The organism is Bacteroides galacturonicus (assembly GCF_003096855.1).
GTDB classification, from domain to species: domain Bacteria; phylum Bacillota; class Clostridia; order Lachnospirales; family Lachnospiraceae; genus Lachnospira; species Lachnospira rogosae.
In genome coordinates this window covers 125,157-146,656 of sequence record NZ_QEOA01000002.1, presented here as the reverse complement: position 1 = coordinate 146,656, position 21,500 = coordinate 125,157, and the positions used below count along the sequence as shown (strand labels likewise).

General features: G+C 34.7%; 25 protein-coding genes. 2 read left to right on the top strand and 23 right to left on the bottom strand.

What is annotated here, in order from left to right; translation table 11 throughout:
* Positions 1-12 precede the first annotated feature (12 nt).
* From C7390_RS00700 to C7390_RS00675, 7 genes are all read right to left on the bottom strand, one after another.
* Positions 13-588 (bottom strand): hypothetical protein, encoded by a 576-nt coding sequence (locus C7390_RS00700; protein WP_055174751.1) that lies wholly within the window; start codon positions 586-588, stop codon positions 13-15.
* Entirely contained in the window at positions 585-1,418 is an 834-nt protein-coding gene (locus tag C7390_RS13500) for a DUF3362 domain-containing protein (protein WP_318295446.1), read from the bottom strand. Before C7390_RS13500 ends, C7390_RS00700 begins: the two co-directional genes overlap by 4 nt.
* Positions 1,415-2,575 (bottom strand): YgiQ family radical SAM protein, encoded by a 1,161-nt coding sequence (locus C7390_RS13495; protein ID WP_318295445.1) that lies wholly within the window; start codon positions 2,573-2,575, stop codon positions 1,415-1,417. The genes C7390_RS13500 and C7390_RS13495 overlap by 4 nt, the downstream gene beginning before the upstream one ends.
* A gap of 98 nt (positions 2,576-2,673) precedes the next feature.
* Positions 2,674-3,399 carry a pseudouridine synthase gene (locus tag C7390_RS00690; protein ID WP_116443406.1) on the bottom strand — a complete coding sequence of 242 codons (726 nt, stop codon included), beginning with the start codon at positions 3,397-3,399 and terminating at the stop codon, positions 2,674-2,676.
* Between the two features lie 15 nt (positions 3,400-3,414).
* On the bottom strand, positions 3,415-4,788 hold the full coding sequence (locus tag C7390_RS00685; protein ID WP_055306608.1) for an RsmF rRNA methyltransferase first C-terminal domain-containing protein: 1,374 nt from the start codon (positions 4,786-4,788) through the stop codon (positions 3,415-3,417).
* Between the two features lie 23 nt (positions 4,789-4,811).
* Positions 4,812-5,612, bottom strand: a complete 801-nt coding sequence (locus tag C7390_RS00680) for a GTP pyrophosphokinase (RefSeq protein WP_055306609.1) — start codon at positions 5,610-5,612, stop codon at positions 4,812-4,814.
* Positions 5,613-5,698: 86 nt separating this feature from the next.
* Positions 5,699-6,574, bottom strand: coding sequence for a M23 family metallopeptidase (locus C7390_RS00675; protein WP_318295444.1), 876 nt, complete (start codon positions 6,572-6,574; stop codon positions 5,699-5,701).
* Between the two features lie 115 nt (positions 6,575-6,689).
* Between C7390_RS00675 and C7390_RS00670 the strand changes: the two genes are divergently transcribed.
* Positions 6,690-7,829, top strand: a complete 1,140-nt coding sequence (locus C7390_RS00670) for a hypothetical protein (RefSeq protein WP_318295443.1) — start codon at positions 6,690-6,692, stop codon at positions 7,827-7,829.
* Positions 7,830-7,958: 129 nt separating this feature from the next.
* On the opposite strand, the gene C7390_RS00665 is transcribed toward C7390_RS00670, so the two are convergent.
* From C7390_RS00665 to der, 6 genes are read right to left on the bottom strand one after another with little or no spacing between them, the layout of a single operon-like run.
* Positions 7,959-8,603 (bottom strand): hypothetical protein, encoded by a 645-nt coding sequence (locus tag C7390_RS00665; RefSeq protein WP_055174769.1) that lies wholly within the window; start codon positions 8,601-8,603, stop codon positions 7,959-7,961.
* On the bottom strand, positions 8,600-9,118 hold the full coding sequence (coaD, locus tag C7390_RS00660; RefSeq protein ID WP_055174771.1) for a pantetheine-phosphate adenylyltransferase: 519 nt from the start codon (positions 9,116-9,118) through the stop codon (positions 8,600-8,602). Before coaD ends, C7390_RS00665 begins: the two co-directional genes overlap by 4 nt.
* Positions 9,119-9,700, bottom strand: coding sequence for a 16S rRNA (guanine(966)-N(2))-methyltransferase RsmD (gene rsmD, locus C7390_RS00655; protein ID WP_278320339.1), 582 nt, complete (start codon positions 9,698-9,700; stop codon positions 9,119-9,121). It lies immediately after the preceding gene.
* A 9-nt stretch (positions 9,701-9,709) separates the two neighbouring features.
* Complete coding sequence (locus C7390_RS00650; protein ID WP_055174776.1) at positions 9,710-10,720, bottom strand: NAD(P)H-dependent glycerol-3-phosphate dehydrogenase; 1,011 nt, start codon at positions 10,718-10,720, stop codon at positions 9,710-9,712.
* A 21-nt stretch (positions 10,721-10,741) separates the two neighbouring features.
* A complete protein-coding gene (locus tag C7390_RS00645) occupies positions 10,742-11,401 on the bottom strand; it encodes a glycerol-3-phosphate acyltransferase (protein ID WP_318295442.1) in 660 nt (219 codons plus the stop codon).
* Positions 11,401-12,726 carry a ribosome biogenesis GTPase Der gene (gene der / locus C7390_RS00640; protein WP_022501737.1) on the bottom strand — a complete coding sequence of 442 codons (1,326 nt, stop codon included), beginning with the start codon at positions 12,724-12,726 and terminating at the stop codon, positions 11,401-11,403. Before der ends, C7390_RS00645 begins: the two co-directional genes overlap by 1 nt.
* A gap of 142 nt (positions 12,727-12,868) precedes the next feature.
* Between der and C7390_RS00635 the strand changes: the two genes are divergently transcribed.
* A complete protein-coding gene (locus C7390_RS00635) occupies positions 12,869-13,711 on the top strand; it encodes a hypothetical protein (RefSeq protein WP_022501736.1) in 843 nt (280 codons plus the stop codon).
* 176 nt (positions 13,712-13,887) lie between these two features.
* Here the strand turns inward: C7390_RS00635 and pgeF are convergent, their stop codons facing one another.
* The 10 genes from pgeF to rimM all read right to left on the bottom strand — a co-directional run bounded on the left by pgeF (position 13,888) and on the right by rimM (position 21,480).
* Positions 13,888-14,835, bottom strand: a complete 948-nt coding sequence (gene pgeF, locus C7390_RS00630) for a peptidoglycan editing factor PgeF (RefSeq protein WP_055174782.1) — start codon at positions 14,833-14,835, stop codon at positions 13,888-13,890.
* A 32-nt stretch (positions 14,836-14,867) separates the two neighbouring features.
* Complete coding sequence (locus tag C7390_RS00625; RefSeq protein WP_022501734.1) at positions 14,868-15,305, bottom strand: YraN family protein; 438 nt, start codon at positions 15,303-15,305, stop codon at positions 14,868-14,870.
* On the bottom strand, positions 15,298-15,582 hold the full coding sequence (locus C7390_RS00620) for an EscU/YscU/HrcU family type III secretion system export apparatus switch protein (protein WP_022501733.1): 285 nt from the start codon (positions 15,580-15,582) through the stop codon (positions 15,298-15,300). Before C7390_RS00620 ends, C7390_RS00625 begins: the two co-directional genes overlap by 8 nt.
* 117 nt (positions 15,583-15,699) lie before the next feature.
* Positions 15,700-17,259, bottom strand: coding sequence for a flagellar hook-length control protein FliK (fliK, locus tag C7390_RS00615; protein WP_116443402.1), 1,560 nt, complete (start codon positions 17,257-17,259; stop codon positions 15,700-15,702).
* Between the two features lie 21 nt (positions 17,260-17,280).
* Positions 17,281-17,955 carry a ribonuclease HII gene (locus C7390_RS00610; protein ID WP_116443401.1) on the bottom strand — a complete coding sequence of 225 codons (675 nt, stop codon included), beginning with the start codon at positions 17,953-17,955 and terminating at the stop codon, positions 17,281-17,283.
* 51 nt (positions 17,956-18,006) lie between these two features.
* Complete coding sequence (gene ylqF / locus C7390_RS00605; protein ID WP_022501730.1) at positions 18,007-18,891, bottom strand: ribosome biogenesis GTPase YlqF; 885 nt, start codon at positions 18,889-18,891, stop codon at positions 18,007-18,009.
* A 98-nt stretch (positions 18,892-18,989) separates the two neighbouring features.
* Positions 18,990-19,550: a signal peptidase I gene (gene lepB / locus C7390_RS00600; RefSeq protein ID WP_022501729.1), complete on the bottom strand. Its 561-nt coding sequence runs from the start codon at positions 19,548-19,550 to the stop codon at positions 18,990-18,992.
* 141 nt (positions 19,551-19,691) lie between these two features.
* Positions 19,692-20,039 (bottom strand): 50S ribosomal protein L19, encoded by a 348-nt coding sequence (gene rplS / locus C7390_RS00595; RefSeq protein ID WP_022501728.1) that lies wholly within the window; start codon positions 20,037-20,039, stop codon positions 19,692-19,694.
* Between the two features lie 136 nt (positions 20,040-20,175).
* Positions 20,176-20,823 carry a DUF4234 domain-containing protein gene (locus tag C7390_RS00590; RefSeq protein WP_022501727.1) on the bottom strand — a complete coding sequence of 216 codons (648 nt, stop codon included), beginning with the start codon at positions 20,821-20,823 and terminating at the stop codon, positions 20,176-20,178.
* A gap of 141 nt (positions 20,824-20,964) precedes the next feature.
* Positions 20,965-21,480: a ribosome maturation factor RimM gene (rimM, locus tag C7390_RS00585; RefSeq protein WP_022501726.1), complete on the bottom strand. Its 516-nt coding sequence runs from the start codon at positions 21,478-21,480 to the stop codon at positions 20,965-20,967.
* Between the last annotated feature and the right edge of the window lie 20 nt (positions 21,481-21,500).

The window sequence follows — 21,500 nt, the reverse complement described above, 5'->3', positions numbered from 1 at the left end:
ACACTCCACATATTATAAGCACATATTAAGGCAGCTTTCAGTTACATACTTTATACGATTGTTCTTATTCGTATCGCTATTGTCATAGTTAGCCGCCATATTAGCTGCTCTTTTAATAAATGTATCCTTTTCTGTATAAAGAGTGACAGTCACATTTAACTTATCATTCTTTAAGAATTCTTTAAGGCTTGTCTCAAATAATGCCTTATCCGGAGCTTTATCATGGCTTAATGCAATTATTGTGTTGTCAGATATGACCATAGCACATACGCCAATGGGCTTTTTGTTATTGCTGACAATTACATCATATAAAGCTGATAACTCTCCCTTTGCAGCTTCAACGCTTGTATATAGTTCCTTATCACATACCTTATGTGGCAGTAATATAAAATAGGAAACTGCTATTTTAGCACCGGGAAGAACAAGAACAGTTGCCACAAGTGTCATATAATTATTTCTTGATTTAAAGATTATTAAACCTGTTACAAATACTGCGGCAATTATTAAAAATGCAATAATAGTAAGAAGCAGGTTAAAACTTCTTTTGTATTTAAGATAACCAAACTCACCTTTTTCTTTTTTACTCATAACTTATGTCCTTTTTTAGTAGATTTTGATTTATTATTGGAACTTCTTTTACCCGCACCAGCACTATTATGTTTTCCCTTATTGTTATAAGCTGTGGTATTTTTAACAGTCTTATGTTTGCGTGATGAAAAGTTCTTTCCTCCTGTGTTATGGGATATTTTTCTTGGTGGAATAAGGCATTTTGGTCCAAATCCTATAAGGTCTGTACGTCCATTTTTAATAAGGGCTTCCTTAACAAGATCGTAATTATCTGGATTACGGTATTGTATAAGGGCTCTCTGCATTTCCTTTTCGTGGTGGCTTACAGGAGTATATACCTTCTCCATAGTAGCAGGATCTAAGCCTGTATAATACATACAGGTAGACAGCGTTGATGGTGTTGGATAGAAATCCTGCACCTGTTCGGGCATATAACCAAGATCCCTTATATATTCTGCAAGCTCAATCGCCTCCTTCATAGTCGAACCGGGGTGGCTTGACATAAGATATGGGACAACGAACTGCTGCTTGCCTGTCTTATTATTAATGCGCTTATAACGTTGTAAGAACTTTTCATATACATCATTGGAAGGCTTGCCCATTTTCGTAAGGACATTATCTGATATATGCTCAGGTGCAACCCTTAACTGTCCGCTTATATGATGTTCGCATAACTCTCTAATAAATGTATCATCAGCATCACACATACAGTAGTCAAAACGTATTCCCGAACGGATAAACACCTTCTTAACGCCAGGCACTTTACGAAGCTTTCTTAAAAGCTTAATATAATCAGAATGGTCAACTGTAAGATTCTTGCAGGGAGCCGGAAAAAGGCACTGTCTGTTCATACATACGCCCTTAGTAAGCTGCTTTTCGCAGGAAGTATGCCTGAAGTAAGCTGCTTTTCGCAGGAAGTATGCCTGAAATTAGCTGTAGGTCCTCCAACATCGTGTATATACCCCTTGAAATCTCTATCTTTAGTCATAGTAACAGCTTCATCAACAATGGATTCGTGGCTTCTTACCTGAATTATCCTTCCCTGATGAAATGTTAAGGCACAGAATGAACAGCCTCCAAAACACCCTCTGTTGCTTGTTATTGAGAATTTAATCTCTGATAAAGCCGGTATTCCGCCATCTGCTTTATACATTGGGTGATAATCTCTCATATACGGAAGTGCATATACATCGTCCATCTCCATAGTAGTAAGCGGTTTTGCTGGTGGATTCTGTACGACATATAGTTTTTCTTTGGCTTTTTCTACAAGTATCTTTGCAGTAAATGGATCAGTATTTTTATACTGTGTATAAAAACTTTCAGCATATATTCTTTTATCTTTTACAATCTCATCATAGGATGGAAGATTTATATAGTCAGATAAATTATCCAATGTCTTAGTCTTGTATACAGTTCCATTGATATAAGTTATATCTTTTACATCAATTCCTGCATTAAGTGCATCAGCTATCTCAACAATAGAATGTTCACCCATTCCGTAAGAGATTATATCTGCACCCGAATCTATAAGAACGGAATGTTTTACTTTGTCAGACCAGTAATCATAGTGCGACAGTCTTCTTAATGAAGCTTCAATTCCACCTAATATAATAGGAGTTGATTTGTATACCTGCTTAATTAAGTTACAGTATACAATTGTCGCATAATCAGGTCTTAATCCCATAACTCCGCCAGGTGAAAAGGCATCTGAATGACGTCTTTTCTTATTGACGGTATAATGGTTTACCATAGAGTCCATATTCCCCGCAGACACTAAAAATCCAAGACGTGGTTCACCAAGTATTGTTATGGAGTCTTTATTCTTCCAGTCTGGCTGTGCTATTATTCCAACTTTATATCCAAAGGATTCCAATACCCTTGATATGATAGCAGGTCCAAACGATGGGTGGTCTACATAAGCATCACCTGAAACATAGACGAAATCACATTGCTCCCACCCTCTTTTTTCCATATCTTCCCTACAAACGGGGAGAAAATCGTGTATCATATATATCCTCATTTCTGTGCACACTTTAATGCAGTATAACTGCAATGTATCTAACAGGTATCTGGTTGATTTGTGTCAAGTGCACACAGACACAAATGTTAATTCCAGCTTTTTAATAAATCAATTTCACTACCGGTTAATGGCCTGAACTTTCCAGGTTCAAGTGTTTCATCAAGCTGTAACTTTCCCATTGATAATCTTTTAAGATAAAGCACCTCTGAACCGGCTGCCTTAAACATTCTTTTTATCTGATGAAACTTTCCCTCTTGAATTGTTATATTTAAAAATGTTGTATCATCCTGATTGTTATATTGAAGTATCTCAAGCTTTGCTGGCATTGCGGTAAAATCTTTATCAACAACAAGCCCATTTTTAAACTCATCAATATATTTATTGTCTATACTGCCTTTTGCTACAACATAATAAGTCTTATCAATATGGTGCTTTGGTGATAACAGCCTGTGTGCCATATCACCATTATTAGTTATGATAAGAAGTCCTTCTGTATCCTTATCCAGTCTTCCAACCGGAAATAAATCCTTACGTTTGTTATCAGTTATAAGTTCAACGACAGTCTTAAAATCCTTATCAGATACAGCAGACACAACGCCTGCTGGCTTATTAAGCATATAATATTCGTATTCTGAATAGCCTAACACGTTATTATCAACAGCTACAACATCCTTGTCTATATCGACTTTAATCTCTGGACGAGTGATAACTTCGCCATTGATTGTAACCCTTTTCTTTCTGATTATGTCTTTTACGGCACTTCTTGTTCCAGCCTGCATATCACAAAGATATTTGTCTAATCTAATAACCATTAAAGTCCTTTCCTTCTACATCCATCTCCAGCCGGCAAGATATTTATTCTTAAGCTGCGAGCCATTAGATTTACCCCAGCCTAAAGGATATCCGTCAACGCAAAGCAATGCCCAGCCCTTGCTGTCAGCAAAATCATCAACGTCAATTGTCTCGCCCTTTAAATATCTTACAACACGTTCATCGTCTACGCTAAGGTTAATGCAGTTATTATACTGTCTCATTGTAAGTGCCATAGCAAGTGCCTGACTTGGCTCAAAGCGGTTCTTTTTAAGTTCACCAAGCAAAAGACCATTTCTTATTATTCTAAGACCCTTTTCATCAGCCATATACCTGGAAATATAGTACACGCGGTTATCTCTTATATTAATATATTTAGTGTCGATATCCATTGATACATTTGCAAGGAAATCCTTTAACTCATCTGGAATTTTAGTATTAAATGATCCTCTTGTATAATGTGCATTATTAATGTCATCTGGATTATCCTTTTTAAGAAGTGCAACAAAATGTCCTTCGCCATGCATTTTATGTGGGAATATCCTCACACATTTGTCAAGATTATACTTATTATCATTATCAATATCAGTAAAGCCCTTAGTAAATCCTTCGTATGGTTTAATATCAACAAGTTTCATATCTGGACAGTTATCAAGAAGATATTTAATGCTCTCTTCATCTTCCAGAGAAGAAAATGTACAGGTTGAATAAAGCATCATTCCACCTGGGCGGAGCATTTTCGCACCATGTATTATAATGCTTTTCTGTATTGCAGAATATACTTCTGGTCCGCTCTGTTCCCACGCCTTGATAAGTTTATTATCTTTTCTGAACATACCCTCACCAGAACAAGGTGCATCTATAAGAACCTTATCAAAGAATTCTGTGAATCTTCCTGATATCTTAGCTGGGTCTTCATTAAGCACACAAAGGTTATAAATACCAGATACTTCAACATTCTTAAGCAGTGCCTTGGTTCTTGAATTGCTTATGTCATTAGTTATAAGAAGTCCTGTTCCATTAAGCTTTGCTGCAAGCTCTGTCGATTTTCCTCCTGGTGCGGCACACATATCAAATACAACATCGCCCTCATCAATAGGAAGTACATTAGCTGGTGTCATTGCACTAGGCTCCTGAATATAGTAAAGTCCGGCGTAATAATATGGGTGCTTTGCTGGTTTATCTGTTTCTTCATAGTAAAAGCCATTCTCAATCCAAGGTATGGGTGTAAGCTTAAATGGACTTATCTTAAGAAAATCTTCTGTTGAAATCTTAAGGTTGTTAACACGAAGTCCATATAATCTTTTATCATTAAAGCTTTCAAGATAATCATCAAAATCATCTTTAAGCATATCTTTCATTGAATTAAGATATTTCTCTGGTAAATTCATAAAATCCTCTTTCTTTATACATTTTATATACTCTGTGCTTTATAATTCTCTGCAATCATATCTACCTGCCTGCTGAATCTTTGCAGTCTGGCAACATCATCAGTCTGGTATATCTCATAGAATTCATCCTGAATTCTGATGATTTCCTGCTTGTTAGCAACTTTATAAAGGCTTTGTATATTATTAAGTATGTCAGATACAATGTTAGCTTTGGTTGATACATAATTCTGTGCATCAATAATTTCATCGTGAATACTCATCATCTCGTTATCAAGCGTATATATGGCATCTGCGGCTGATGTAAGTCGTTCCCTTACGTGCTTTGGAATATTGCCGTTATATTTGTACTGGAGAGAGTGTTCAATTATAGCCCAGAAGTTCATTCCAAGTGTTCGTATCTGGATTTCTACTGGAATTATCTTAGTCCCCTTTACAGTTTCAACTTTATACTGGACTATAATATGATAGCTTCGATATCCGCTTTCCTTGATATTCTTGACATAATCTTTCTCAGTTATGACTTCCATATCGCTTCTTGCCCTTATAAGGTCAGCTACATTATATATGTCATCAGTAAACTGGCATATAAGCCTTATACCAGCGATGTCAAGAATATGTCCTTCAATTTCATTAAGGTCTATATTATGCTTCTGGGCTTTTAATAAGATACTGGATATAGATTTAACCCTTCCTAAAACCTGTTCAATTGGAGAATATATGCCTGCCTGTCGGTATTCTTTAACCATATGATTAAACTTAACCTGAAGCTCCTCTACCGCAAGCTCGTATGGGTTAAGGATTTCTTTCCACATCTGTATTTCCATATAAGTCCTCGTTTCTATTATATATTTTCATAAATTCTTTAAATCTTTTCACTATTAGCCGACGATAATTATAGCACATAACGATACTAATAACCATAAATTAAAGTCTTATTTTGATTAGATTTTAGTATCCAATATGGGTTGATTGACACTTCATTGCCTGAATTATCAGTTATGTACATCCCAAAATGTAAATGTGTCTGAAATTTGCCAGATGTACCCTCTACTTTGCTGTATCCTGTACTTCCCATATAGCCAAGCAGCTCTCCCTTATGAATTATATCACCTGCTTTATAAGCTTTGGCATAGGAATCAAGGTGGGCATAATAGTAATATATTTTATTAGCAGACGTTATGCCTATCCGGTAACCGCCAAGCTCTAACCAGCCGACGTTAGTTACTGTTCCGTCACATACAGACACAACAGGATATAATCCATCTTTATTAATATCAGCACATATATCAGTTCCCTCGTGTGTTCTGTTACCTTTGTAGGTTCTTTCATAATTCCACGAATTAACATAGTTAACCCACTGCTCTGTCTTTGAAGAGTGTGGCACAGGAAAATATTCCATATCATATAGTATGCCTGTTGCGGTTTGTTTTAAAAGCTTGAATTCAGCAGCATTTTTCTTACAGAAGATTGTTTTGACCTTGTCAAAATCAGACACGGTAAGCCGCTTAACAGCATTGTCCGTTATATGACATTCATTCATACAACACAGCACAATAAATAACTCAGCAGGGTTTACATTCATCTGTTCTGCCTTATTAATAATATCCTGCAAATCACATTCCACCTGCATTGCACGGAAGTTATCATCTGATACGGTTAATGTCGTATATGCCGCAATGCGCGTATAGTGTCTTATAATATTAAGATGAATACTGCATATTAAGGCACAGCATATTGTGATAATAAGCAGATTCGTTTTATTATTTATAATGTCCGTTTTATTCATATTTTCCATTTTCACTTTATTATTCACTAAATAATATGTCTAACAGGCTGTTGTAATGAATAGAATAAATTATATTAAACGGACAAATAAGACTTTCTTATCAGGAAATAAATATATGGGTAAAATCAAGAATTCTGCTTATTCTCCACAATTAAATAATAATCACAATAACACATATACACTTTCATTAATCAATAGATGTGATAATAGTTATTCGTCTAAAATAAACCATAAGAAATACAGCCATAATGTGATATTTCTTATAATGCTTATAATATTTCTTGTAACTGTCTGTTCACCACACATTATTATTAATGCAACGCTTAAAGGTATCAAATTATGGGCTTTGAGTGTTATGCCGGGATTGCTGGTGGCTATGATTATCACCGGCTGTATTAATTATTATATGCCAGTGAACAGCCGTCTGGGACTTGTATTTATTATATTTATAAGTGTGCTCTGTGGATTTCCAATAGGTGCTATTAACTGCATTAATTATAAGAAACAATCAGACAGCAGAATAATTGATAATATAACAGGATACTGTAATATATCAAGCCCCGGATTCGTTATCGGATACATATATTATGGCACCATAAATAACTCCATAACAATAATAAAATTCCTTATTGCTGTATATCTTCCTGTAATAATTCTGTGTGCTGTACAGCTTATTAAATATCCAGTGAATAACAATAATAATAAAAATAGTAATAAAGAACCAATTAATAATTGCACAGCAAAAATATTTTATAATAGGACATCTAATACCAGATACAAAGTTAACTTAAATTCATATAATATCCAACATACGGATAATATGTGTAATAACGGCAGACAACACACTATAAATTCACATAAGAATTTCTTCAATGTATTAGACAATGCCATAATAAAATCAATTGATAATGTATTAAAAATGTGTGGATATATTGTTATATTTTCCTGCATATGCTCTATGATAGATGTACTTTTTGGAAGATTTAATTATATCAATATGATTATATGTTCTCTGTTAGAGATAACTAACGGCATATATCTTATCGCTTCAAGTGATATCAGTGCTTCAGTTAAGGCTGCATTTATATTGACAGCCAATGCATTTGGCGGAATATCTACATTAATGCAGACAATCGGAATTGCTGGAACATCTAATAACAATAACGGGATAAACATAAAAAAATACATATACCAGAAAATAATGTTAAGCCTCGCAACAGCTGGCATATCATTATTACTGATATATGTATTCTGATTAGCATTATATAAATTCATTAATATAATCTATACAGCAAATTATATTTCTTACATAAGCCTTATATTGTTACTATATATATTATATTTTATTTTATATTGGTATTATATTTTTGTATTTATATTATAATTATTCAAGGATATCCTCATCCTCAAATTCTTCTTCATAACCATAGTCATCTGTGCTGTCTTCACGCTGGTCAGGTGCGTTATCTACAGCTTCCTCTTCTTCCTGTACAACAGGTGCTTTTAATTCATTACGATTATTATTGACAATCGAAAGAACATTTTCAAGACCAGACAATAAAGAGTCGTACTTCTCGCGGTTGTCACGGATAGACTTTTCGATTATATACTGAAGCTTCTCAAGCATATCATCTGTATAGTCCATAGCACCCTGACGTATGCTGTTGGCATCTTCTGTCGCACTGTCAAGAATAGCCTGTGCCTGTGCACTTGCCTGCTCTATAAGGGCATTAGCCTGTGCATATGCACGCTGCATAATCTCGTGTTCATTAATAAGTTCCTCTGTCTGTATCTGTGCAGCATTAATAATAGATTCTGCCTGCTCTTTTGCATCGGCAATTATGGCATCTTTGTTGTTAAGAATTTTCTGGTATTTCTTAACTTCTTCAGGTGTCTTTAATCTTAATTCAGCCAGCATATCTTCAAGCTGCTCTTTATTTACAATAATCTTAGTATTAGATAATGGCTGAAATTTACAATTATCTATGTAGCTTTCTATATCGCTTATAAGCTGTTCGATTCTACTCATTTTATATCTCCCTTTTCATTTGCCTTAATATTATAACTACTGCTGTATCGTTCTCTCACTATATCTACAATAGACTCTGGTACGAATTTACTTATATCGCCGCCATACATAGCCATTTCTTTAACGATACTTGAACTTAAATAAGCATATTTAAGACTTGTATTAAGGAATATTGTATCAATATCGGGAGCGGCTACTCTGTTAGTCTGAGACATAGCAAGTTCATATTCAAAATCAGTTACGGCTCTAAGTCCCCTTATTATAGCCTGTACATTATGCTCTCTTGCAAAATCTACAAGGAGTCCACTGAAACTTAAAATCTCGACATTAGGAATGTCTTTCGTAACTTCTTTTAACATATTAACACGTTCATCAACTGAAAACAATGGTGTTTTGGTACTGTTGTTTAACACACCCACGATAAGGTGGTCAACAAGTGCTGCTGAACGCTTTATTATATCAAGATGTCCTAATGTAACAGGGTCAAAGCTTCCAGGATATATAGCCTTTTTCATTTAGTCTGCACTTCCCTTCAGTCTTAAGAATAAATGTTTATTAGTCTTATATTTTTTTACCCGGTAAATATCAAAACCACATTCGTCAGCATAGTCAAGGTCAGCATCAAGCTTTTCCTCAACAATTATAATTGTATATTCATCTATAATATCTGAATTTCTAAGGGCTGCTAATACATCACGCTCATAATCATTAGAGTATGGTGGATCCATATAGACGATTGAGAATACATCTTTGCCCTTAAGCCTGTTGATTGCAGATAATACATCCATTTCCATAACATCTGCTTTATCAGCAAGCTTGGTAAACGTAAGATTATCCTTAATACATTCAACTGCCTTTTTTGAATTCTCAACAAGCACAGCCTTAGCCGCTCCACGACTTAAGGCTTCAATTCCAATTGCACCGCTTCCAGAATATAAATCAAGAAATTTACATCCTGGAATATCTGACTGGAGCATATTAAATAATGTCTCTTTAATTCTATCCTGAGTTGGTCTGGTATCTGTTCCTTCAATAGTTTTTAAAGGAAGACTTCTGGCCGAACCTGCAATAACTCGCATATGATTAACCTCTCGTATATTAATAATTTAGTGCCATTCAACATTGCCGGCTTCGATTTTCTTATCTCTTAACATAAGGTCTTTAACGCCATCTGCTGGAGATTTGCCATCAAATAACACCTGATTTACCTGTTCAACTATTGGCATTTCTACGTTGTACTTTTCAGCAAGCTTCTTAGCTGCCTTAGCTGCATATACACCCTCTACAACCATCTGTACTTCATCCATAGCTTCTTTAGTTGTATAGCCTTTGCCGATAAGAATTCCGGCACGTCTGTTACGGCTGTGCATACTCGCACAGGTAACAATAAGGTCGCCTATTCCAGACAAGCCTGAAAATGTAGCAAAATCCGCACCCATAGCAAGACCAAGTCGTGTTATCTCAGCAATCCCCCTTGTTATAAGTGCAGCCTTAGTATTATCTCCATATCCTAAGCCGTCAGCAATACCAGCAGCAAGCGCGATTACATTTTTCAATGCACCACCTATACATATTCCAAGAACATCAGGACTTATGTATACACGGAATACATTACTCATAAACATATTCTGCAAATATTCTGCATCTTTCTTGTTAGCTGTACCAATTACGCAGGTTGTAGGAATTCCCCTTCCAACCTCCTCAGCGTGGCTTGGACCTGATAACACAGCAACTACAGCCTGTGGAATTTCTTCCTTTGTTACCTCACATAATGTCTTTAAAGACTCCTCCTCAATACCCTTGCCGACATTAACGATATACTGTCCTTCTTTAACATATGGTGCGACGATTTTAGCTGTTGACCTTGTATAAGGAGAAGCAACCGCAAGTATAAGCACATCACTTTCAGTTACAACTTTTTCTGTGTCAGCACAGAATTTTACGCTTTCTGGGAATATTACACCTGGAAGACATTTTTTATTCTCTCGTGTGGCGTTAAGCTCATTAATCTCGTCTGGAAATACTGACCAGACTGTTACATCATGTCCATTATTATGAAGAAGCATAGCAAGACCAAGTCCCCAGCTTCCAGCTCCTAATACACCTATCTTTACCATTAATAATCCTCCATTACTGCATTACTTTTTTTCTCCAATTTTACGTTCTGTTCCATTAATAAGTCTTTTAATATTACCACTGTGACGTGCAACACCAAGAATAACGAATAATAACACAACTATAGAAGCCTCTATGAATTCATTATTGTTAAGTGGAAGCCATCCAACAAGCCCCCATATTACAAATTCTATAAAGAAACCAATTATGCCGGTAATAGAACCTAATGATACATATCTTGAGAACTTGGTTACTAATCCAAATGTTACCATTCCAAATATTGTAAACATAAAGCAATATTTAGGAAAAAGTATAAGACTTATTACTAATCCTGATGTAGCAGCAATACCTTTTCCACCTTTAAATCCAAGGTAGAATGGAAAGTTATGTCCAAGGACAACTCCAAATCCGCCATAAAGGATAAGAAGCATTTCTGATATATCCGCATTACTGCCATATATAAAATGTATGATTATGGCAGTAATGCAGGATTTAAAAGCATCCATAAAATATGTTATAAATCCGGCTTTCTTTCCAAGTGTACGCATAGTATTAGTTGTTCCAGCGTTGCCACTGCCATAATCTCTTATATCAATATGATTAAACCTGCCAATCCAGAAACCTGTCTGGATAATTGCACCAATAAAATATCCTAGAATAAGACATATCAATCTGTTAAGCATTATTCTTTCTCCTTACGTTCCCTGTTAATAAACCTTATTGAAGTACCTCTGAAACCAAACGCTTCTCTTATACGGTTCTCAATATACCTTGTATAAGAGAAATGTGTTAATTCCTTATCATTAACGAACATTACGAATGTCGGTGGTTTAACAGAAACCTGTGTCATATAGTATATTCTTAATCTCTTACCCTTATCTGAAGGCGGCTGTTTCATAGCAACAGCTTCTGTAAGAATTTCATTAAGAACACCAGTTGGGATTCTCATAGTCTGGCTGTCGATTATAGTATCAATCAGCTCATATATCTTTCCAAGACGCTGTCCTGTCTGTGCTGATATAAATATAATCTCTGCATATGACATAAATGAAAGAGTATCTTTTATCTTGCTTGTGAATTCATATATTGTCTTGTCGTTCTTCTCTATGGCATCCCACTTATTGACAGCAATAATTATACCTTTGCCACGCTCGTGGGCTATTCCCGCAATCTTAGCATCCTGTTCAGTAACACCTTCTGTTGCATCAATTACAAGAATGGCTATATCACATCTTTCAACAGCTGCAACAGTTCTTATAATACTGTATCTTTCAAGATCTTCTTTTATCTTGCTCTTACGTCTAAGACCAGCAGTATCAATGAATACATATTCTTTCTTGTTATATGTTATGGTTGTATCTATCGCATCTCTTGTTGTTCCCGCAATATTAGATACAATTACCCTGTTCTTTCCAAGGAGCTTATTAATGATTGATGACTTACCAACATTGGGTTTACCAATAATGGCAACCTTTGGCCGCTCATCTTCTTCCTCAGTTTCAGACTCTTGCGGAAAATGCTTGATAACCTCATCAAGCATATCACCAAGACCAAGCTTTGATGCTGCTGATATTGGATGTGGGTCACCAATTCCAAGGTTATAGAATTCGTATACATCAGGCATAAGCTTATCAAAGTTATCAACCTTATTAACTGCCAGAATAACAGGCTTTCTTGAACGTCGTAACATATCTGCTACTTTAGCATCTGAATCAACAAGTCCCTGCTTAACATCAGTAAGGAATATAATTACATCTGCCGTTTCAATAGCTATCTCAGCCTGCTCTCTCATCTGTGCAAGAATTACATCACTTGTATCTGGTTCAATACCACCTGTATCAATTAAAGTAAATGATTTATCAAGCCATGTAACTTCAGCGTATATTCTATCTCTGGTTACACCAGGGGTATCTTTTACAATAGAAATCTGCTGTCCTGCAAGATCGTTGAATAATGTTGACTTACCAACATTGGGACGGCCTACTACAGCGACTATTGGTTTACTCATATATCTGCCTCCGATTTAATTTCTTATTTTATGAAAAATTAACATACATAATCTAAAATATAATAACAGTTTAATTGCTTTTTGTAAAGCACTATGCTATTATACGGAATATTGAAAATGCTTAATTTATGGGAGGTTTTTCGTGTTTAATAAAGGTTTAATAAAAAAGCTGGCAGCAGTTGTTATTTCGGCAGTCACTCTGTTTTCAGTATCAGGATTATCTTCGGCATATGTTAGTGCCGCAGATACCAATCATTTTAAATTTGCTGATATAGATTTAGTCGTAGATGTTCCAAAAGAACTTATATGTTTTACAAGAACAACAACTAACAATAATTCATACCTCGAAAAGCTTGGGGTTGATGAGGCTGCTGTATTAACTAATAATATGATAGCCAATAAGATCTATCTTGAAGCTGTTCCAGAAGATGTTAATTATGAAGTTGTTATATATGGCAATACAGCTTCCAACAGTCTTAGCAGCTTTAATGAATTAGACGAAGATTCACTTGATTCATTATATAAAGAATATGTTGCCTCCCAGTCATCTATCAACAATGATAATATTAAAGAGGAACTGCTTAATTCCAGCATTGTCACAATCAATGATATTCCATATTTTGTGACAGATGTTTATTCATTATCTAATGATGTTACTGTATACACCAGAAAATATTATACGGTTGTCAGAGGGTATATATACACTTATGCAATACAGTCCAAGACTGATAAAGTAAGCGATGATATGAATAATAACCTTGTAAGCATAATTAACTCAGCCAAATACCAGAAAGTAAAGAATTCACCTTTGCAGAATGCCGTATTTACAGAAACTCTCTCTAATATTATTACGGTTGGTGTTCCGATACTTATACTTCTTGTAATATTACTGGTAATTACCAAGGTGGGTCCTAAGGGACGGGCTAAGAGAGTTAATGAGGAAGCACGATTAAGGGAAGAATATAAGAGAACACATAATAAATAAGCCTGAATTATAAAAATGAGCTGATACGCTGAATGATTAGTTAATATTAAATGATTAGCATTTAATAAATCATCTGCTTGGCAGCTCATTTTTTATAATCAATATTTATAATTTGTAATCGTTTATATTATATAATTCCTTATGAATGGAAAGTTTTTTAATTAACCATTTTTATATCAGATTAATCGCATATATATAAAATTACACATAATACCACGTCTTCCACCACTCGCCCTGTGTGAAAAAAGCAGCTCTTTATTACAGCTTGTACATACATCAGCTACATATATATTGTGTGGGAGAAGTCCTGCATTAATAAGGTTGATATAATTAGCAGCTATCAAATCCAGATGGTATTTGCCTGTACATTTATTGTTATCATCTGGTGTTAATATCAGCTCTGTTTCTTCGGCAGAATATACCTTCATAAATTCTATGGCAACATCTTCACTTACCTGATAGCAGTTCTTACATATTCCAGGACCAACAAATGCAATAATATCAGCTTCATTACAGCCAAAGCTTTCCTTCATACATTCAATGCCATTCTGTGATATATTGCCAACTGTTCCTTTCCAGCCAGAATGAAGTGCTGCTATAACACCTTTTTTAGCATCAACAAGAGTAACAGGAATACAATCTGCAAATGATGATACAAGACAAAGATTATTAGTATTAGTTATAATTCCATCTATATTATCGTAATTACGTTCTTTTATAATACCCATTCCTTTATTGGAATTATCGACAATTTTGATGTTTGTAGTATGTGTCTGCTTGGTATACACCATATTTTCAACAGGTATATCAATAGTATCAGCCATTAATTTAAAGTTGGCAAGTACATTTTCATAGCTGTCAGCACTATACTGCCCTACTGGATTGAAAGTCAGATTCATACTTTCATACATACCACTGCTAACACCGCCAAGACGTGTAGAGAATGCCTGCCTTATATAAGGATTGTTCACAAAAGGCTTAAATGTAAGGTATGGCACATTATCAGCAGAAACATTCGTTATAATTGTATCCGTAAAATTATCTTCATCACCATATTTTTCTATAAGTTTATGATACAACTCTTTTGTATTTAATCTTTTTAAATCGGATATGCTGTAAGGCATAGACACCTCCATTAATTCATTAATCATAAAATTCAAGAGTATTCAAACGCATTTTTTATATGTTTTATTGTTCCGTCTTTATATATTGCTATTACATCGAAGCGGCACGGATAATTGACATACCCGTATTTTACACAGAAATTCATAGCTGTATGACATATCTTTTGCTGTTTGTGAAGATTAACAGCCTCCAGCGGGTCGCCGAATTTTGAAGAACTTCTGTATTTACATTCTGTAAACACAAGCGTTGAATTACATTTTGATATTATATCAATCTCACCATATCTGGTTCTATAGTTTCTTGTAATAATTGTATGTCCGTTTTGTTCAAGAAATGCAGCAGCTAATGTTTCATATTCAGAGCCTGTAGCCCTGCTGTTTTTAGGTTTGTTTATATTATGCAATGCACTTATATCATCAAGTATGCTGCTACTCTTAAACTTACTATTGTTCTTAGACTTATCAGCCATTAATTTTGCCTCGTAATTTATCTGTCTTGTCCACGAATACAAGTATTTCAGCAACTACTGTATATAATTCAGGTGGTATCATATCTCCTACTTCAAGATTAGACAATGTGTTGGCAAGCTTGCTGTCCTCATATGTTGGAACATCAGTTTCCTTAGCTTTTTCAATAATCTTATCAGCAAGATACCCTTTTCCTGTGGCTAGGATTTTAGGTGCCTGCTCACCTTTTTCATATTGAAGTGCAACCGCAATCTTTGGTTTGTTGTTATCCTTATCCATCCTAATCCTCATTTCTGCACAAAAATAAATTTTCACGCCCCTCTTTCATAGACTTTTATGACTTTATAGATATTTATGACTATATATATGATTATATATATTTATACTTTTATATATCTAAGCCTTTATATCAAATACATACTGTCCGCCATTGTCCGAATGTACATCTTTTTCTATAAAGTCTGTATTAAAATCAAAGTCATTTTCTTTATTAGACAAGGTCATCTCAAAATGTGTTGAATAACCAAGCTGTTTAAGACGTTCATTTAATTCATCAATATGAACATATACAAAATCAAGCAATTCCTCTGTTTCAAGAATAAAATTCGTAGATACATTGGTATGATTAAGCTTTACATATACATCAACAGATCCAAGATTAGGCATATCCAGATGAAGCATAGCGCTTACTTCATCCGGATTGTTAGCAAGTGATTTTTTGTTAGTAAATACATACAAATCCCCATTGCCTTCGCTATCAGAGAATTTAAGCGGCATCTGGAAAAATGTCATATTCTTATTAAGGTCATTCATAAAATCAATATTGCTTTTTATGTCAGACATATTTTTAGCCAGATCATTATCTGCTTTACTGCTCTTTAATACATTTTCGACATCTTCCATTACTTTCTTGGTACGCTTGTAATAATTGGTGAGCGTATCAGGAGTGTCTGCAACATCTTTAGGTGTTATACGCATAGTTTCATTGATAAACTGATGTAAAAGCTTGTCAAATGTCGCTTTATTGGTTGGAAGAAATGCAGGGTCAGTTATTTTATTATTATTAAGAATAGCGTTGAGCATATCTTTAGTAGTCGTTGATGGGTCATTTAATTTCTCTGCAATATCACTGTTAGAACTTTCTGTTAATTGTCTTGATAATTCGTTAATAAAATCCTTGGAAAAGCTTTCTGTTACCAGTTTTGATGTAACATTCGTGTTATCATCTGCATTGCCATACATACTATTAATGACAGTATTAAGCTGTTGTATATCATCACGGGAGAAATCGCTGAACGCACGCATTATATTATCAGACAGTGCATTCTCCATAGTACTAAGCTGTCCGTCAAGCTTGGCATTAAATGTTTCATATGCCTTATAAAGATTGATATTCTCCTCTGTTACAGGCATATCAAGACGTACAAGATTGGCAATTGTCTTAATGTCACTATCCGGAAACTGTGCCATATATTTATTGACAGTATTAAGCATATCTGTATTAACCGGCATATTAAGGGATAACAGTTCTTTGACCATAGCTGTATTCTCCTCAGTAGGATACAGACCTGCTGCTTCAAGTGCTTTATCGATGAACATATTCTGTTGTTCATCAGCAGGCAGTACTTTTAATGAAATCTGATTATCCTTTACCTGATTGACTATAAATGTAACAACTTCTCCCTGCTTAACTGCCCCCTGATTGGCTAAAGTTGCAGAAAGAAGCGAACCATCATTAAGGCTTATAACAGCATCAGAGTCATTTAATTCACTTATAAAGCCTGTCAGTACGCTTCCAGCGATAAGATTTTTAATAAGTGAACTGTTATTGTTAATATTTTGTGCCTGATTGATACTAGAAGCTGTATTCTGCCCAACCCTGTTGTTATTAACATCATATGACTGGCTCGTCTGTCCCAGATTTGTTTTTAGTAATTGTTGTATATTAATATCCATAAGCCAGCCTCCATATTTATTTTAAGGACATATTTTAGTAATAAATGTTTTTCTATGTATAGGACAAGGTCCGATTTCTTTAAGTACATCTGTGTGAAGCTTTGTTCCATAGCCCTTATGCTTGGCAAATCCATACTCAGGATATAACTCATCATAATGGTACATAAGCCTGTCCCTTGTAACCTTGGCAATTATACTGGCACTGGCAATTGAAAGACTTTTTGCATCACCCTTGATAATAGGCACTTGTTCAATGTCAACATCTGGTATTGTAACTGCATCATTAAGTAATATATCGGGTTTAACTGTGAGATTATTAATGGCTTCCCTCATAGCTTCATAAGTTGCATTTAATATATTTATCTCATCAATTCTTTCTGGTGATACAATTCCAACTCCTACACTTACGGCTTCATTAAGTATTACGTCATATAACATCTCTCTTTTTTTCTCACTTAATTTCTTGGAATCATTCACATATAATATTCTGCAACCCTTTGGAAGAACTACTGCACCAGCAACAACTGGTCCTGCAAGCGGGCCTCTGCCAGCCTCATCGATACCACATATATAAGAAAATGCTTCATATTCTTTCTCATATACGCACATATTTTCAACGCGTTCTTTTTCCTGTGCAAGCTTTAATGCTTTTTTAGCTTCACGTTCTTCACTGGTTGTCTTAATCTTATCTGACATTGTTCTCTCCATTATCTTCTAAGTATCTTCTAAGTATCTTCTAAGCATCTTTTAAGGGGTTTCTAATGATATTCGTCCTAATCGTCCACTTCTGAAATCATCCAGAATAATATTAGATATTTTCTCGTAATCAATATTATTGCCCTTCTTGATACAGCCTCGCTTAACAGCCGCCTGTTCCATAATATATAACGCTACTGAATTATCTGGATTGATAGCATTTTCATCATAACTTGCGGCAGTCTTTTCTTTATCAAGACCGTAGCGTTCAATAACATTATCAGAATATTCACTATATATATATTTTATTGTATCGATAGCAAGCTCCTCGACATTAAGTATCTCATCATTCATAGAACCTATCATAGCAAGTCTTTTGCCGACTTCCTGATTGTCAAACTTAGGCCATAAAATACCCGGAGTATCTAAAAGCTCAACATTCTTATTAAGCTTTATCCATTGTTTTCCCTTAGTAACGCCCGGCTTATTGCCTGTCTTGGCACTAGCTTTTCCAGCATAGGAATTAATAAATGTTGACTTTCCGACATTAGGTATTCCAACAACCATTGCCCTTATTGGTCTGTTTAATATTCCTCTCTGCTTATTACGCTCTATCTTATCTGCACAGGCTGTCATTATAAGACCGTTGACCTGCTTAATGCCTGAATTATTTCTTGAATTAAGCTTAAGGCAGTATATATTATTTTCATTAAAATAATTAATCCACTGGTTAGTTATCTTATCATCCGCAAGGTCTGATTTGTTAAGAAGAATAATTCTTGCTTTATTGACCGCAAGGCTGTCTATATCAGGGTTTCGGCTGCTTATAGGTATTCTTGCATCTACAATCTCAATAACCAGATCTATAAGTTTAATATTTTCTTCCATCATTCTTTTGGCTTTGGTCATATGACCGGGATACCATTGATAGTTCATTTTATACCTCATTTCTACAATTAATACGAATAATTAGTGTTAATATCATATCAATATCGATACTTTGATTAGTATCCATACTTTAATCTTAATAAATGCTATTTAATAAATTTAATATCTTCAAATGGACTAAGCACCATCCACGTCTTTCCTATAATATGCTTTCTTTTAACCATTCCTATACTTGAAAAACGGCTGTCCTCACTGTTGTTACGATTATCTCCAAGGCAGAAATATTCATCATCTCCGAGTTTTACAGGATTAATTGTCATACCTGCTGTTACAATATATGTATCAGTAATATCATTCTCAAGTAATTCTCCATTAATATAAATGTGTCCTTCTTTAATCTGGACAGTTTCTCCAGGAAGTCCGATAACTCTTTTAACATATAACTTGGAAGAGCCGATAGAGTCTGGTTCAAATGCTATGCAGTCAAAACGCTTAGGACCTTTTATTGCATATGCAAATTTATTAACAAGCACAGTATCATCGTTATTAATCGAAGGTTCCATAGAACCTCCAAGTATAGTCGTTCTTGTGCAGCTGAATGAAACAAGCACATAAGCTGTTAATATAACCATTAAAATATCAAATATATATTTTAAAAGGTTAAGTAAAGTAGTATTTTCCTGATATCTTCTATGATATGAAATCATATTCTCCTCCAATCTATGATTTAGTATACAAATATACATTTCTATTCATTATACAAAATACATCTTTATGTGTCAAAAAAAGAATGTCACCTGTTACTATTAACATAACAAGTGACATTCTTTATAATGAGATAATAATAATTATCTAACTAATTCCTTAACCTTAGCAGCCTTACCTGTTCTCTGACGTAAGTAGAATAACTTAGCACGTCTAGCTTTACCGCGTCTTACAACTTCAACCTTCTCTACGATAGGTGAATGTAATGGCCAAGTCTTCTCAACACCGATACCATTAGAAATCTTTCTAACTGTGAATGTAGAACGAACTCCTGTACCCTGCTTCTTTAAAACAGTTCCTTCAAATACCTGAATTCTTTCACGGTTTCCTTCCTTAATCTTAGCTGATACTCTAACTGTATCACCTACATTAAATGCTGGTACTTCAGCCTTAAGCTGAGCATCTTCGATGTTCTTAATAATTGTATTCATGTGTGACCTCCTTATTATTCCGACGTTCTTAATGTGATATACACAACAGAGGACCATCTCTCTTTTTCACAACTTGATAAGGATAACATATATACTAATAATATGCAAGACCAAAATTTAATTAATTTATAAAATTTTAGTTATCTGACTTGTCATTATCAAACGGACTACCATAAGGTGCGTTATTCACTGAACCTGTATAACTGTTACCTGGTTCTTCACTGGCAGAGCTTCCATATGATGAACTGTCATTATTGGCATTGTTAAATACATTATCAGCATAACTGCTATCTGATGAGTAATTATCTGTATTACCGCTGTATGAGCTATCAGAAGCTGCATTGTAATTGTTGAATGAATTATTATCAGAATTATAGTTGTTATTGCTGTAACCGCCATTAAATCCATTATAACCATTGCCGTTGAATGAATCATAATCTGAGATTTTATTGAGCTTATCCTGTGCAATAAGGTAGTTAACTATTCCCAGTCCCAAAAGCTGTAATACAATAAAAAGAATTTTGGAATTGCTTGAGCCATCTCCTATTCCTCTTGAATTAGCAGCGTAGTCAACTCTGTCACCAAGCTTGTAAGCCCAGTACCAGCTGTATATTCCACAGGTTACAATTGTTAACAAGAACGCTACCGGACCAGAAGCACTCTCATTATCATTGGCTGCCAGCTTAGAGTCGTCAGTAAGACATATAAACCAGTAAATGCCAAAAATTCCACAAGTAACAATCGAGAGAATGATGTACATTGCAATGTTTCGTTTCTGAATCATATAGTGATTCCTCCTCATATATAAATTATTGTGGGTTACTATATGTATATATTATGTCAATTCATATTAACCCACTTGTGCTTATTGTAGCATATATATCTCAAAAGTAAAATATGTATTATATTATTAATCAATATACTGTTAATTAATATCAAGCAGTCCTTTTAATATATGAACTGTAACTGTCCTGTTAGTCATATCATGGCTTAATATACACTGGTCTATTACTGGCAGATAATATATTTTGCCTGTATCAGAAGTAACCTCGTATACGTTGTTAGCTCCTGTTTCAATTACGTCTGTCAGATTGCCTAATTCTTCACCCTCATCTGTAATTACACGAAGTCCTATTAAATCACATATAAAATATTCGCCTGGTTCACATTTTACTGCATTATCACGTGTTACGAGCAGATCACATTTTGTATAGATTTCAATATCATTAATGTTGTCAAATTCTTTAAATTTCACAATTACATACTGTTTAAAGAACTTTACTGACTGCACTGTAACATTGACATTGCCACGCTTGCCCGCTATTATACATTCCTTTAATTTCTTAAATCTGTCAGGGTCATCTGTTGTAGGGAATACCTTAACTTCCCCTCTTATTCCGTGTGTCGATGTTATAACACCAACTCTTAATAAATCTTGCATATACACCTCTTAAATCGTAA

Excerpts from the sequence above, each read along its gene's own strand:
- coaD (WP_055174771.1), bottom strand. The coding sequence starts at position 9,118 with ATGAAAAAGGCTATATATCCTGGAAGCTTTGACCCTGTTACATTAGGA.
- C7390_RS00625 (WP_022501734.1), bottom strand. The coding sequence starts at position 15,305 with ATGGCTGATAAGTCTAAGAACAATAGTAAGTTTAAGAGTAGCAGCATA.
- C7390_RS00665 (WP_055174769.1), bottom strand. The coding sequence starts at position 8,603 with ATGAGTAGAATCGAACAGCTTATAAGCGATATAGAAAGCTACATAGAT.
- C7390_RS00690 (WP_116443406.1), bottom strand. The coding sequence starts at position 3,399 with ATGGTTATTAGATTAGACAAATATCTTTGTGATATGCAGGCTGGAACA.
- C7390_RS13500 (WP_318295446.1), bottom strand. The coding sequence starts at position 1,418 with ATGAACAGACAGTGCCTTTTTCCGGCTCCCTGCAAGAATCTTACAGTT.
- fliK (WP_116443402.1), bottom strand. The coding sequence starts at position 17,259 with ATGGATATTAATATACAACAATTACTAAAAACAAATCTGGGACAGACG.
- pgeF (WP_055174782.1), bottom strand. The coding sequence starts at position 14,835 with ATGCCTTACAGCATATCCGATTTAAAAAGATTAAATACAAAAGAGTTG.
- C7390_RS00645 (WP_318295442.1), bottom strand. The coding sequence starts at position 11,401 with ATGCTTAACAGATTGATATGTCTTATTCTAGGATATTTTATTGGTGCA.
- C7390_RS00650 (WP_055174776.1), bottom strand. The coding sequence starts at position 10,720 with ATGGTAAAGATAGGTGTATTAGGAGCTGGAAGCTGGGGACTTGGTCTT.
- C7390_RS00675 (WP_318295444.1), bottom strand. The coding sequence starts at position 6,574 with ATGAATAAAACGGACATTATAAATAATAAAACGAATCTGCTTATTATC.
- C7390_RS00610 (WP_116443401.1), bottom strand. The coding sequence starts at position 17,955 with ATGTCAGATAAGATTAAGACAACCAGTGAAGAACGTGAAGCTAAAAAA.
- rimM (WP_022501726.1), bottom strand. The coding sequence starts at position 21,480 with ATGCAAGATTTATTAAGAGTTGGTGTTATAACATCGACACACGGAATA.
- C7390_RS00620 (WP_022501733.1), bottom strand. The coding sequence starts at position 15,582 with ATGGATAAGGATAACAACAAACCAAAGATTGCGGTTGCACTTCAATAT.
- der (WP_022501737.1), bottom strand. The coding sequence starts at position 12,726 with ATGAGTAAACCAATAGTCGCTGTAGTAGGCCGTCCCAATGTTGGTAAG.
- C7390_RS00680 (WP_055306609.1), bottom strand. The coding sequence starts at position 5,612 with ATGGAAATACAGATGTGGAAAGAAATCCTTAACCCATACGAGCTTGCG.
- rplS (WP_022501728.1), bottom strand. The coding sequence starts at position 20,039 with ATGAATACAATTATTAAGAACATCGAAGATGCTCAGCTTAAGGCTGAA.
- C7390_RS00685 (WP_055306608.1), bottom strand. The coding sequence starts at position 4,788 with ATGAATTTACCAGAGAAATATCTTAATTCAATGAAAGATATGCTTAAA.
- ylqF (WP_022501730.1), bottom strand. The coding sequence starts at position 18,891 with ATGAACTATCAATGGTATCCCGGTCATATGACCAAAGCCAAAAGAATG.
- C7390_RS00700 (WP_055174751.1), bottom strand. The coding sequence starts at position 588 with ATGAGTAAAAAAGAAAAAGGTGAGTTTGGTTATCTTAAATACAAAAGA.
- lepB (WP_022501729.1), bottom strand. The coding sequence starts at position 19,550 with ATGATTTCATATCATAGAAGATATCAGGAAAATACTACTTTACTTAAC.
- C7390_RS00590 (WP_022501727.1), bottom strand. The coding sequence starts at position 20,823 with ATGATTCAGAAACGAAACATTGCAATGTACATCATTCTCTCGATTGTT.
- C7390_RS13495 (WP_318295445.1), bottom strand. The coding sequence starts at position 2,575 with ATGATACACGATTTTCTCCCCGTTTGTAGGGAAGATATGGAAAAAAGA.
- C7390_RS00670 (WP_318295443.1), top strand. The coding sequence starts at position 6,690 with ATGGGTAAAATCAAGAATTCTGCTTATTCTCCACAATTAAATAATAAT.